Origin of the sequence: Nonomuraea soli (assembly GCF_013761175.1) — a bacterium.
Lineage (GTDB): Bacteria > Actinomycetota > Actinomycetes > Streptosporangiales > Streptosporangiaceae > Nonomuraea > Nonomuraea soli.
In genome coordinates this window covers 39,987-53,023 of record NZ_JACDUR010000012.1, presented here as the reverse complement: position 1 = coordinate 53,023, position 13,037 = coordinate 39,987, and the positions used below count along the sequence as shown (strand labels likewise).

Here is a 13,037-nt window from a genome sequence, read left to right as displayed (position 1 = left end):
AGCCGGAATTGGTTTTAGCGGTAGACCGCATTTCCCGATCCGGCGACGATCTCGCCCAGCACCCACGCGGGCAGCCCGCGCTCCGAGAGCAGGCGCAACGCCGGGTCGACCGCCTCGGCCGGGACGATCGCGGCCATGCCGACGCCCAGGTTGAAGGTGCGGTCCATCGACTCCTGCCCGATCTCGCCGTGCCCGGCGAGCACGTCGAAGATCGCCGGAGGGGTCCACGAACCGCGGTCGAGCACCGCGTCGAGCGTGGACGGCAGCGAGCGCGCCAGGTTGCCGCACAGGCCGCCGCCGGTGATGTGCGAGAAGGCGTGCACCTCGACGGCCCTGGCCAGCTCCAGGCAGTCGAGGGAGTAGATGCGGGTCGGCTCCAGGAGCTCCTCGCCGAGGGGCCGGGCGAGCTCGGGCAGCTCCGCGTCGAGCGACAGCCCGGCCTGCTTGATGACGTGCCGTACGAGCGAGTAGCCGTTGGAGTGCACCCCCGACGAGGCCATCGCCAGCACGACGTCGCCCTCGCGGACCCGCTCGGGACCGAGCATGCGCGAGGCCTCCACCACGCCGGTGCCGGCCCCCGCCAGGTCGTACTCGTCGGCGCCCATCGCGCCGGGGTGCTCGGCCGTCTCGCCGCCGACCAGCGCGGCTCCGGCCAGGCGGCAGCCCTCGGCCACGCCGCCGACGATCTCGGCGATCCGCTCGGGCACCACCTTGCCGCAGGCGATGTAGTCGGTCATGAACAACGGCTCGGCGCCGACCACGACGAGGTCGTCGAGGACCATGCCGACCAGGTCGATGCCGATCGTGTCGTGCTTGCCGTACTGCTGGGCCAGCATGACCTTGGTGCCCACGCCGTCGGTCGAGGTGGCCAGGATCGGCCGCTCGTAACGCAGCAGGAAGGAGGCGTCGAAGAGCCCGGCGAAGCCGCTGGCGTCGTCCACCACTTCGGGCCTGCGGGAGCGGGCGACCTTCGACTTCATCAGCTCGACGGCGCGCTCGCCCGCCGCGATGTCGACCCCGGCGGCTTCGTAGGTGTTCACTTCTGGGAACTCTCCAGCACGTACTTGCCGACGTTGTCGGCGTCGATCGGAATCGGGTACTTCCCGTCGAAGCAAGCCCGGCAGAGCTTGTCGGCCGGGAGCGTGGTGGCCTCGGTCAGGCCTTCGAGGGAGATGTAGCCGAGCGAGTCGGCGCCCAGCGAGGCACGGATCTCCTCGACGCTCAGCGACCCCGCGATCAGCTCCGCGCGGGTGGCGAAGTCGATGCCGTAGAAGCACGGCCACGCCACGGGCGGGGAGGAGATGCGCACGTGCACCTCGCGCGCTCCGGCCTCGCGCAGCATGCGCACCACGGCGCGCTGGGTGTTGCCGCGCACGATCGAGTCGTCGACGACGACGAGGCTCTTGCCCTCGACGACCTCGCGCAGCGGATTGAGCTTCAGGCGGATGCCGAGCTGGCGCAGCGTCTCCGACGGCTGGATGAACGTGCGTCCCACGTAGGAGTTCTTCACCAGGCCCTGGCCGTACGGGATGCCTGACTCCTGGGCGTAACCCACCGCGGCGGGCGTGCCCGACTCGGGGGTCGGGATGACCAGGTCGGCCTCGACCGGGTGTTCGCGGGCCAGGATGCGGCCGATCTCGACGCGGGTGACCTGCATGCCGCGACCGGCGATCGTGGTGTCGGGACGGGCCAGGTAGACGTACTCGAACAGGCAGCCCTTGGGCTCGGCCAGCGCGAAGCGGCGCGACCTGACGCCCCGCTCGTCGATGGTGAGCATCTCGCCCGGCTCGACCTCGCGCACGAAGACCGCTCCGACGATGTCGAGAGCCGCGGTCTCGCTCGCCACGACCCAGCCCGACTCCAGGCGGCCCAGCACCAGCGGGCGGATGCCCTGCGGGTCGCGGGCGGCGTAGAGGGTCTTCTCGTCCATGAAGACGAGGGAGTAGGCGCCCTTGACCTTCGGCAGCAGCTCCGCGGCTGAGTCCTCGATGGAGCGGCTGCGGTCCTGCGCCAGCAGGGTGGTCAGCACCTCGGTGTCGGTGGTGGCCCTGGTGACCCCCGGGGCCAGCCTCTCGGCCAGCTCCGGGGTGTTGATCAGGTTGCCGTTGTGGGCCAGCGCCAGGCCGCCCACCTCGGTGGAGCTCAGGGTCGGCTGGGCGTTCTCCCAGACGCTCGACCCGGTGGTGGAGTAGCGGCAGTGACCGACGGCCAGATGGCCGCGCAGGGTGCCCAGCACCGACTCGTCGAAGACCTGGGCCACCAGGCCCATGTCCTTGTAGACGAGGATGCGGCTGCCCTCGCTGACTGCGATGCCCGCGGACTCCTGTCCGCGGTGCTGCAACGCATACAGCCCGAAGTAGGTGAGTTTGGAGACTTCTTCGCCTGGGGCCCACACGCCGAACACGCCACAGGCGTCCTTGGGTGCGCGGTCGTGGGGGTCCAGGTCATGGCCAAGCCGGCCGTCGCCCTTCAGCACGTGCTTCAGTTTAGGTCGGTGCCCGAACTGCTCGCACACCTGGGTCAGACATGGATGCTTCTGCCAGCATTCGACCCGTCTCGAACGATTTCTCCGGTGAGGTTCCGGTTGGCCGCGGACCCCAGGAACACGGCCAGTGCGGCCACGTCGTCCGACGTCGACAACCGCCTGGTGGGAGTCCTGACGGCGACCGCGTCACGCTCCTCCTGCGGGATCGGGGTGCTGTCGGTGTTGGTCAGTCCCGCCGCGACCACGTTGACCAGCACGCCGTCGCCGCCCGCCTGCCAGGCGATCATGCGGGACAGGCCGTGCAGCGCCGCCTTCGCCGTGCCGTACGGCCCGCTGCCGGGCGTGCCCTCCTCGGCGATCCCCGACGAGACCAGGACTATCCGGCCGAACTTCGCCCTTCTCATCCCAGGAAGCACGGCCTGCGCCAGCACCACGTTGCCCAGCACGTTGGCGTGCAGCGAAGCCTGCCACTCCTCGATGGGCATCTCCTCGAAGGACTTGGTGAAACTGTCCATGCTGCCCCAGTGGACGGCATTGGCGATCAACGAGTCGAACGGGCCGTGGTCGGCGATCGCCGCACGGATGCCGTCGTGGTCGGCCAGGTCCAGCCGTACGGCTTTCGCGGTGCCGCCCGCCTTCTCGATCTCCTTCACGATCTGCTCGGCCCGCTCGGGACCCGAGTGAAAGGTCAGGGTGACGTCAGCGCCCGTGGTGGCGAAGGCCTTGGCGATGGCGGCGCCGATGCCGGACGAGCCGCCGGTGACGAGTACACGCATGTTCATGGCTCCTTGCTAGTTAGCCGACTAATTAGCCAGCTAACTGCAAGCTTCGCCATGATGCAAAGGGGTTTCGCCCTCAGCGGAAGGGCAGCTCCACAGGCTGTGGACGAGCCGCACCATCGTCTGCCGGTCCTCGGGCGCCAGCCGGGAGAGCAACTCCTGGTCGAGGCGCTGCCAGATCGCCTCGACGGGCCCCTGCAGGTCCTTGCCCGCCCGCGTCAGGTTGACGACGCTCGCCCGCGGCCTCCTCGGATCGGGCGACCGCTGCACGAAGCCCGCCTTCTCCAGGCGCTGCAACGTCTTGGTCACCGTCGGCGGCTCCACGCCGAGACGCGTGATCAGCTCGCTCTGGGACAGGCCGTCCTGGCGCCAGAGCTGGTTGAGCAGCATCTCCTGACCGACGTGCAACCCCAGCTCGGCCAGCTCGGCCGTGACCCGGTAGCGGTGCATCTTGGTGAGCTTGATCAGCGCGTAGGTCAGGGTCTCGTCGAGCATGCCTTCATCATGACTCAAGCATCGACCTGCGCTTACCGTGTCCGCGCCGGTGGGGGTGCGGGTTCGGGGGAGGCTGGGGTATCCGGTATGCCGACACGTCGGGGGACGTAGACGTGACCACTCCTGGTGATGCGAACCAGCCACCTCGCCCGCCGCGCGAGGAGCCGCCGTCTTCGGACGACTCGTGGTGGGAGCGGGAACCACCCGCCTCCGACCCCGAGACGGCACCGGGGGACGAGGCCAACCCGTTCAACCCCGAGGCTCGTGACGCCGAGGCTCGTGACCCCGAGGCTCGTGACGCCGAGGCTGGAGGGCCTGGCTCCGCGGAGCCAGGCGAGCCCGCCGCTTCGGGGGAGCCGAGCGCCTGGGGCGCCCAGGAGCCCACCGCGTCGAGGGAACCGGGCGCCTGGCGCGCGGAGGAGACGGGCCCGTCGAGTGACTCGGGCACGTGGCGTGCCCAGGAGTCGGCGGCGTCGAGCGAGCCCGGCGCCTGGCGCGCGGGGGAGTCCGCTCCGTCGAACGAGCCCGGTGCGTGGCGTGCGGACGAGCCCGCCGCATCCAGCGAGCCCGGTGCGTGGCGTGCGGACGAGCCCGCTACGTCCGGCGAGTCTGGGGCGTGGCGCGCCGAGGAGCCCGCCGCGCCGATCGAGCCGAGCACGTGGGGTGCCGGGGAGCCCGCCGCTCCGGGTGCCCAGGAGCCTGCTGCGGCCGCCGAGGACCACCAGGTCCGCGAGCCGGTGGAGGAGACTCCGGGCGAGCGCACCGCCGAGTTCGAGACACCCTCCTGGTCGCCGTCCAGCGAGCAGGCCGCCTCGGAGTCCGCCTGGGAGACGCCGAGCCGGCGCTCCTGGGAGACACCTGAGCAGCCCGCCGCGTCCGAGCCCGCGTGGCCCTCGCGCGAGCCGACGGCCTGGGGGCAGGAGCCCGCTGCTCCCACGACGCCGCACCAGGCCGCCGATCCGCGCCACCAGGAGCCCGCCCACCAGGCACCCGAGCAGCAGGCCTACCAGGTGCCCGGGGCCACGCCGACCTACCCGGGCTGGGGCGAGGAGCCCGCCCAGCAGACCCCTGCGGCCCAGACGCCCTCCAGGTACGACCCGCCCACCGCCCCCCAGGACCCGGCACCCGCAGCGCAGCCGGTCTCGCCGTACGAGGGCGGTCCGAGGGAGTACGGCCAGGCGACTCCGGGCGCCGCGCCGTACGGCGGGGTCAGCGGCCAGCAGGGCGACAGCCCATACACGACCGGAGCGGGAGCGGGAGCGGGTGCCGCGGCGGCCGCAGCGGCCGGGGGCGCGGCCGCGGGCGCCATGTCCCAGGGCGGCCGGCAAACGGGCGAGCCCCAGACGCCGAGCAGCCCCCAGGCACCGGGCGGCTTCCAGACATCGGGCGGCTCCCAGACATCGGGCAGCCCCCAGACACAGGGTGGCTCCCAAGCGCCGAGCGGCTCCCAGATGCCGGGCGGTTCCCAGGTGCCAGGTGGCTCCCAGGCGCCGGGTGGCCCGTACGCCCAGCCTCAGGCTCCCGCCGCCCACCAGGCGCAGCCCGGCGCCGCGGCCCCGGGCTACCCGCCCCAGGGCGGCGCCCCGCACACCCAGCCAGGCGGTGGCGGCTACACCCCTCCGCCCTCGCCTCCCGGCCAGTACCCCGGCTCGCCGTACCAGGGCGGCGGCAAGCCCCAGGACTGGCAGCCCCAGAAACCGGGCGCCGGCCTGGCCGTGGCGTCGCTGATCCTCGGCGTGGCGAGCATCTTCCTGCTCGTCGTCTGCGGCCTGGGCACCCTGACCGCCATCGTCGGCCTGGTGTTGGGCATCGTCGCCGTGGCCAAGGGCGTGAAGCCCGCGATGGCCTGGGCGGGCATCGCCCTGAGCCTGCTCGCCCTGATCCTGGCCGTGGTGGGGTTCGTGTGGTTCATGAACACCTTCGGCCCCTGCTTCGAGCTGATGCCCGATCAGGTGCAGCGGTGCATGGAGCTGCAGTGGAACGGGGGCAGCTACTAGAGCGGCAGGTAAGCGGACAGGTCGGCACGGGCGCCACTCGCGGAGATGGCGCCCGTCGCCATTGCCGCCTCCCAGCTGAGCCGTCCGACCGCCAGCGACACCCAGGTGCGGGCGTCCATCTCGACGACGTTGGGCGGGGTGCCGCGCGTGTGCCGGGGGCCCTCGATGGCCTGGACGGCGGCGTAGGGAGGCACCCGCACCTCGACCGTGCGTCCGGGCGCGTCGGCCGCCAGCCTGTCGAGCAGGTGCCGTACGGCATGGCGGGCCGCGTCACGCTCGGGCGTGACCCCGCGGTCGTAGGCGGTCAGCACGGCGGTGACGAGGGCGTCGGCCACGGCGGACGCGGGCCCGTCGAAGGGCGGCAGGTCGAGGGCGACGAGTTGCCCGTCGAGCGCGACGCGGGTCTTTTCTGGGTCGAGACGGCGTGGTGGCACCGTTCCATTGTCCTCCCAGGAAGGGTTCATTGGACGGGGCCCTGCTGTTCACCGCAGGTTTCGAAGGGAGTCGTAGCGTCCGGGCGCAACTACCGCGCAATCCTGGAGGACCCGTGACCAAGTTCTTGCCCCTGATCTCACACAAGGGCGGCAGGAGCGCGCTGACGTGCCAGTTCCGCTGTGGCAACGCCTGTGCGCATCCGGTGGCGAACGCCAGTGACAATCCCTACTTCGGTGACATCGCCACCCAGGCCCTGTCGCGCCGCGGCATGTTGCGCGCGAGCGCGCTGGGCGCCGTGGTCGTCGGTACCGGTGTCGCGGGGGCCGTCCCCGCCATGGCCGACCCCGAGCCGGCGCAGTCGCAGGGCTGGGGCAGGGGCGGGCGCCTGACCTTCACGCCGGTCCCTCCGAACAAGGACGACGTGCTGAGCGTCCCGTCGGGCTACCTGAGCGCCGCGGTGGTCCGCTGGGGCGACCCGGTGCTGCCGGACGCCCCCGCCTTCGACTTCGACAACCAGACCGCCGAGGCGCAGGCCAGGCAGTTCGGCTACAACTGCGACTTCGTGACGGTCTTCCCGATGGGTCACAGCCGGGCGCTGATGTGGGTCAACCACGAGTACAGCGACGAGAACCTGATGTTCCGCGGTTACACGGGCGGGGCGGCGGCGACCGAGGAGCAGATCAGGATCGGCCTGGCCGCGCACGGCGGCTCGGTGGTGGAGATCGAGCGGGCCGGTCGGACGGGGCAGTGGAAGCTGGTCACCAAGGGCCGCCGCCGCTACAACCGCCGGATCACCGCGCAGACGCCGATGCGCTTCTCCGGCCCCGCGGCCGGGAGCGACCTGCTGAAGACGGCGGCCGACCCCGAGGGCCGCACCCCGGTCGGCATGCTCAACAACTGCGCCGGCGGCACCACGCCGTGGGGCACGGTGCTGACCGCCGAGGAGAACTTCAACCAGTACTTCGTGCTGGGCAGCGCCACGGACCCGAACGCCAAGCGCTACAGCCTGCCCACGGGCACCGCCGGCCGCCGCTTCGACCGGGTCGAGGAGCGTTTCGACCTGTCGAAGCACCCGAACGAGGCCAACCGCTTCGGCTGGATCGTGGAGATCGACCCGTTCGACCCCGACAGCACGCCGATCAAGCGCACCGCGCTGGGCCGCTTCGCCCACGAGGCCGCCACGACCACGATCGCGAAGGACGGCCGGCTGGTCGCCTACATGGGCGACGACACGCGCTTCGAGTACATCTACAAGTTCGTCTCCAAGAACCGCTACATCCCGGGCCACGACCGCCACAACCGCACCCTCCTCGACGAGGGCACGCTGTACGTGGCGGTGTTCACCGGCGACGGCGCCGAGGACGGCCTGCACGACGGCACGGGCGAGTGGAAGAAGCTGGTCAGCGGCGACGTCAGTGACGTGGAGGGGATGACCGCCGAGGAGGTCCTGGTGTTCACGCGCGTGGCCGCCGACAAGAAGGGCGCCACGAGGATGGACCGGCCCGAGGACATCGAGCGCAACCCGGTCACCGGCGGTGTGTTCGTCGCCCTGACCAACAACAGCAACCGCACGGCCGCGGAGGTCGACGAGGCCAACCCGCGCCCGTCGAACAAGCACGGTCACGTGCTGGAGATCATGGAGCACCGCAACGACGCCGCGGCGACGACGTTCACCTGGTCGCTGCCGCTGATCTGCGGTGACCCGAACGACCCGACGACCTACTTCGCCGGGTTCGACAAGACGAAGGTGTCGCCGATCTCGTGCCCGGACAACGTGGCCTTCGACGGTGACGGCAATCTGTGGATCTCGACGGACGGCAACCAGCTCGGCAGCAACGACGGCCTGTTCGTGATGCCGGTCCAGGGCCGCGAGCGTGGTTATCTGCGGCAGTTCCTGACCGTGCCGCTGGGCGCGGAGACCTGCGGTCCGCTCATCAGCCAGGACCAGCGCAGCGTCTTCGTCGCGGTGCAGCACCCGGGCGAGCTCGCGGGCGCCAACCCTGACGCTCCCGCCAGCCACTGGCCCGACGGCGGTTCCTCGCAGCCTCGCCCGTCGGTCGCGGTGGTGTGGCACTCGCAGGGCAAGAAGATCGGAGCTTGACCTCAAGAGAGATTGAGGTTCTACCGTCACTCCCATGAGCATGGAAGTGACCGCGTGGAACCAGCTGTACCGGATGAACGAGCGGCAGGAGCGCAAGGCCCTGTCCAGGGCAACGCTCCGCCGCATCGCCGCCTTCGCCCGGCCGCACCGCTCGCGCCTGGCCGCCTTCCTGGTGCTGAGCGTGGTCATGGCGGCCCTGGCTGTGGTGTCGCCTGTGCTGGCCGGGCGGGTGGTGAACACGATCACGGCGGGCGGCCCCGCCTCCACGGTGGTGGCGCTCGCCCTGCTGATCGCGGGCCTGGCCGTCGCCGAGGCGGGTCTGGGCCTGCTGACCAGGTGGATGTCGGCCTCGATCGGCGAGGGCCTGATTCTCGGCCTGCGCACGACGGTCTTCGACCACGTGCAGCGCATGCCGGTCGCCTTCTTCACCCGTACCAGGACGGGCGCCCTGGTGAGCAGGCTCAACAACGACGTGATCGGCGCCCAGCGGGCCTTCACCGACGTGCTCTCCAGCGTGCTGGGCAATCTGGTGACCCTGGCGCTCACCCTGGGGGTGATGATCTCCCTGTCGTGGCAGATCACCGTGCTCGCCCTGGTCCTGCTGCCGATCTTCGTCCTGCCCGCCCGGCGCATGGGCGTGCGGATCGCGCGGCTGCGCCGGGAGGCCGCCGACCACAACGCGGCCATGGGCAACCAGATGGTCGAGCGGTTCTCCGCGCCGGGCGCGACGCTGGTCAAGCTGTACGGCAGGCCGTCGGCGGAGTCGGCGGAGTTCGCCTCCAGGGCGAGCAGGGTCCGCGACATCGGCGTGCGTACGGCGCTCAACCAGACGGTGTTCGTCACCGCGCTCACCCTGGTCTCGGCGCTGGCCCTGGCGCTGGTCTACGGCCTGGGCGGCTTCTACGCCCTCAGCGGCCGGCTCGACGCGGGCGCCGTGGTCTCGCTGGCCCTGCTGCTCACCCGCCTGTACGCGCCGCTGACCGCGCTGGCCAGCGCCCGCGTCGACGTCATGAGCGCCCTGGTCAGCTTCGAGCGGGTCTTCGAGGTGCTCGACCTCAAGCCGCTGATCACCGACCCCGCCAAGCCGCGCGAGGCTCCCGTGGGCGCGGTGAGCGTGGAGTTCGACCATGTCAGCTTCGGCTACCCCGCGGCCGACAAGGTCTCCCTGGCCTCGCTGGAGGAGGTCGCGGTGCTTGACGGCCGCGGCGGCGTCGAGGTGCTGCACGATCTGTCGTTCACGGTCGAGCCCGGCCAGCTGGTCGCGCTCGTCGGCTCGTCGGGGGCGGGCAAGTCGACCGTCGCCCAGCTCATCCCGCGGCTGTACGACGTGGACTCGGGTGCCGTACGGCTCGGCGGAGTGGACGTGCGCGAGCTGTCGTCGGACTCGCTGCGGCAGCTCCTCGGCATGGTCACCCAGGACGGTCACCTCTTCCACGACACCATCCGCGCCAACCTGCTCTTCTCCCGTCCCGAGGCCACGGAGGCCGAGTTGTGGGACTCCCTGCGCCGCGCCCAGCTCGCCCCGCTCATCGAGTCGCTGCCCGACGGCCTCGACACGATGGTGGGCGAGCGCGGTTACCGGTTGTCGGGTGGCGAGCGCCAGCGCCTGACCATCGCCAGGCTGCTGCTGGCGGGACCGAGCGTGGTGATCCTGGACGAGGCGACCGCCGCCCTCGACTCCACCAACGAGGCGGCGGTGCAGGCCGCGCTGACCGAGGCCCTTGAGGGCAGGACCGCGGTGGTGATCGCTCACCGCCTGTCGACGATCCGGGCAGCCGACCAGATCCTGGTGGTGGAGGAGGGCAGGATCGTCGAGCGCGGCAGGCACGCCGAGCTGCTGGCCGCGGACGGGCGCTACGCGGAGCTGTACCGCACTCAGTTCGCGGAGGAGGAGACGAGCGTCGCGGCGTGAGGCGGCTCCTCCACGACACGCTGCCTCCTGAGCGACCACAGCGCGACAGGCACGCCGACGGCGACGATGAGCGCCGCGATGACGAGGGTGAACTGGTAGGCCTCCAGGAAGTCGGGCAGCGCGGGGGAGGCCTGCCTCCCGGTGAGGATCGCGCCCAGCACGGTGATGCCGAGCAGGCCGAACACCTCGCGGGAGACGTTCAGGACACCTGAGGCCACGCCCGCGGTGCCGTCGGGGAGCGCTCCGAGGATCATCGTGGTGAGCGGCACCAGCAGGCCCGCGCCCAGGCCGTACAGCAGGAACCAGGGCAGGACGTCGAGGTAGCCGGCGTCGGCGCCGAGCACGGACAGGCCGAAGACGCCGCCCGCCATGAGCGCGATGCCGAGCGCGACCGTGGGGCCGTTGCCCAGGATGCCGGTCACCCGGGTGGCGAGCATGGAGACGACCGCCATGAGGATGGCCATGGGGATGAACGAGGCGCCCGCCTCGGTGGGCGACATGCCCAGGACGTTCTGCAGCCACAGGGCGCTGAAGAAGTAGATGCCGAAGACGCCGAACGACCACAGGCCCATGGTGGCGCTGCCGCCGCTGAAGACGCGGGAGCGGAAGAGCGAGAGGTCGATCATGGGCTCGGCCGAGCGGCTCTCGATGACGACGAAGGCGAGCGCGGACAGGATCGTCAGGCCGAAGGCGGACAGGATGGCGGGTGAGGTCCAGCCCATGGCCGCGCCCTCGATGAGCGCGAACGTGAGCGCCACCAGGGCGACGGTGGAGGCGGCGACGCCGGGCAGGTCCAGGCTGCGCCGTACGGTCCTGGCGTCGGCGGGTACGGCCCACAGGCCCAGCGCGAAGGCGGCGACGCCGATGGGCACGTTGAGGGTGAAGACCCACTGCCAGCCCAGGTTCTCGCTGATGAAGCCGCCGGTGACCGGGCCGAAGGCCATGGACAGGCCGCCGACCGCGGTCCAGATGCCGACCGCGCTGCCGCGTTCGCGCGGGTCCTGGAAGATCGTGGAGATCAGGGTCAGGGTGGGCGGCGTCATGAGTGCCGCGCCGAGGCCCTGGACGGCGCGCATGGCGATGAGCAGGGCGCCGTCGGTCGAGAAGCTGGCGCCGAGCGAGGCGATCGTGAAGATCGCGGTGCCGATGAGGAAGACGCGGCGCTGGCCGTACAGGTCGGCGAGTCTGCCGCCGGCGAGCATGAGACCGGCGAAGACCAGGACGTAACCGCTGACGATCCATTCCAGCCCGGAGATCGTCAGGCCGAGTTCCCTGGCGATCGTCGGGAGCGCGACGTTGACCACGTTGTTGTTCAGGTATGTGGCGAAGGTGCCGAGTGTCACCGCGCCGAGTGCCCACCACTTCATGTCAAAGCTCTCCTATACGCTGTACTTGTACGTCGTACAGTTGAACTTGTACGGCGTATAGTTGTCAACCGTGATGGGAAAACTGACGGCAGAGGCGATCGTCGAGCGGGCTCTGGAGATCGGCGACGCCGAAGGGCTCGACGCGGTGACCATCAGGCGGCTGGCCACCGACCTGGGCGTCACCCCGATGGCGCTGTACTGGCACTTCAAGAACAAGGAACAGCTGATCACCGGCATGGCCGACCATCTGATCGTCGGCTTCACCCCCACGGCCGACGGCCGGCCGTGGAACGAGCAGCTGAGCGACCTGCTGCGCGGGCTGATCCGCGTGCTCAGGCGCTACCCCTGCGCCAAGGACGTGCTCGGGCAGGTCGACCACGCCTCGCTGCCCAGCTTCCTGCGGGTCTGGGACCAGGCCGTCGGGCTGGCCAGGCAGGGCGGCTTCGACCCCGACGAGAGCTGCCTGATCAGCAAGTACCTGCTGCAGAGCGCCATCGCCATCGCCGGAGGCGTCCACCACAAGGACACCGACGAGCGCCTGCGCGAGAAGCGCATCGCGATGCAGTCGTTGTCGCCCGAGGAGTACCCCTACCTGGTCGAGATGGCCAGGCCGCTGTCCGAGGGTGTCCCCGCCGAGCTCTACGACGGCTTCGGCGTGGACCTGATCATCGCCGGAATCGTCGCCATGGCAGGATCTCGGGCATGACGTTCCAGGTGGTCTGCGAGATCGAGCCTCCCACGACGCCGGACCTGAAGAAGGTCCGCCACCAGATCGGCACGCTGAGCTCGATCGCCTCGTCGTTCCTCATCCCCGACAACCACATCGGCCGCGCGACCGTCTCCAGCGTCGCGGTGGCCCACGAGGTCGAGATGATGGGCGGGCGCAGCATCGCCTGCCTCAACTCCCGCGACCGCAACCTGCTCGGCTTCCAGCGTGACCTGCTCACCGCCGCGGCCTACGGCGTCGACCAGTTCCTGTTCGTCTACGGCGACAAGCCGACGAGCGGCAACCGCACTAGCGATCTGACCGTGCGCTCCATGATCGAGGAGGCCAGGGCCTTCGACCCCGCGTTCAGGGTCGGCGCGGCGGCGGGGCTCAAGCCGCTTCCCGCCTTCAAGCGCGCCGCCGACTTCCTGTTCGTCCAGGCCTCCTTCTCCCTCGACGCGCTGCTGCGCTGGCGTTCCGAGAACCCCGTCGACGTCCCGGTCTACGCCGGGGTGCTGGTGCTGGCCAGCCACAACCACGCCCGCCGCCTGGCCGCGGCGATCCCCGACATCGACATTCCCGACTCGCTCGTCGAGGCCCTGGCCACCGACCGCATGGCGGGTGTGGAGGCCGCCTGCGAGCTGGTGACGTCGATCCAGGAGTCGGGGGCCTTCGCGGGCGTGCACCTCATCCCGGTGAGCCGCTACCGCGATGTGGAGTCCAGACTTTCCCGATCACTACGCGCCTGACCTGCGCGAAA

General features: G+C 70.8%; 11 protein-coding genes. 5 read left to right on the top strand and 6 right to left on the bottom strand.

Going from position 1 to position 13,037, the window contains the following annotated elements:
• Positions 1-14: 14 nt before the first annotated feature.
• The 4 genes from purM to HNR30_RS44425 are packed head-to-tail and all read right to left on the bottom strand — an operon-like array spanning position 15 to position 3,759.
• Positions 15-1,040: a phosphoribosylformylglycinamidine cyclo-ligase gene (purM, locus tag HNR30_RS44440; protein WP_181616271.1), complete on the bottom strand. Its 1,026-nt coding sequence runs from the start codon at positions 1,038-1,040 to the stop codon at positions 15-17.
• On the bottom strand, positions 1,037-2,476 hold the full coding sequence (purF, locus tag HNR30_RS44435) for an amidophosphoribosyltransferase (RefSeq protein WP_181616270.1): 1,440 nt from the start codon (positions 2,474-2,476) through the stop codon (positions 1,037-1,039). Before purF ends, purM begins: the two co-directional genes overlap by 4 nt.
• 44 nt (positions 2,477-2,520) lie before the next feature.
• Positions 2,521-3,261 (bottom strand): SDR family NAD(P)-dependent oxidoreductase, encoded by a 741-nt coding sequence (locus tag HNR30_RS44430; protein ID WP_246380274.1) that lies wholly within the window; start codon positions 3,259-3,261, stop codon positions 2,521-2,523.
• A 39-nt stretch (positions 3,262-3,300) separates the two neighbouring features.
• Entirely contained in the window at positions 3,301-3,759 is a 459-nt protein-coding gene (locus HNR30_RS44425; RefSeq protein WP_181616268.1) for a MarR family winged helix-turn-helix transcriptional regulator, read from the bottom strand.
• Between the two features lie 113 nt (positions 3,760-3,872).
• Here HNR30_RS44425 and HNR30_RS44420 point away from each other — a divergent pair, with 113 nt between their 5' ends.
• On the top strand, positions 3,873-5,756 hold the full coding sequence (locus tag HNR30_RS44420; RefSeq protein ID WP_181616267.1) for a hypothetical protein: 1,884 nt from the start codon (positions 3,873-3,875) through the stop codon (positions 5,754-5,756).
• Here the strand turns inward: HNR30_RS44420 and HNR30_RS44415 are convergent.
• Positions 5,753-6,190 (bottom strand): sterol carrier family protein, encoded by a 438-nt coding sequence (locus HNR30_RS44415; protein ID WP_312895067.1) that lies wholly within the window; start codon positions 6,188-6,190, stop codon positions 5,753-5,755. The genes HNR30_RS44420 and HNR30_RS44415 overlap by 4 nt on opposite strands.
• Positions 6,191-6,303: 113 nt before the next feature.
• Here HNR30_RS44415 and HNR30_RS44410 point away from each other — a divergent pair, with 113 nt between their 5' ends.
• Entirely contained in the window at positions 6,304-8,292 is a 1,989-nt protein-coding gene (locus tag HNR30_RS44410) for a PhoX family protein (protein ID WP_181616265.1), read from the top strand.
• A 34-nt stretch (positions 8,293-8,326) separates the two neighbouring features.
• The gene (locus HNR30_RS44405) at positions 8,327-10,204 is read left to right on the top strand and encodes an ABC transporter ATP-binding protein (protein WP_181616264.1); all 1,878 of its coding nucleotides are present in this window, start codon (positions 8,327-8,329) and stop codon (positions 10,202-10,204) included.
• Here the strand turns inward: HNR30_RS44405 and HNR30_RS44400 are convergent.
• Entirely contained in the window at positions 10,168-11,571 is a 1,404-nt protein-coding gene (locus tag HNR30_RS44400) for a DHA2 family efflux MFS transporter permease subunit (protein ID WP_181616263.1), read from the bottom strand. The two genes, HNR30_RS44405 and HNR30_RS44400, sit on opposite strands and share 37 nt — an antisense overlap.
• A 73-nt stretch (positions 11,572-11,644) precedes the next feature.
• Between HNR30_RS44400 and HNR30_RS44395 the strand changes: the two genes are divergently transcribed.
• Complete coding sequence (locus tag HNR30_RS44395) at positions 11,645-12,277, top strand: TetR/AcrR family transcriptional regulator (protein WP_246380294.1); 633 nt, start codon at positions 11,645-11,647, stop codon at positions 12,275-12,277.
• Positions 12,274-13,026, top strand: a complete 753-nt coding sequence (locus HNR30_RS44390) for a methylenetetrahydrofolate reductase (protein WP_181616261.1) — start codon at positions 12,274-12,276, stop codon at positions 13,024-13,026. The genes HNR30_RS44395 and HNR30_RS44390 overlap by 4 nt, the downstream gene beginning before the upstream one ends.
• Positions 13,027-13,037 lie beyond the last annotated feature (11 nt).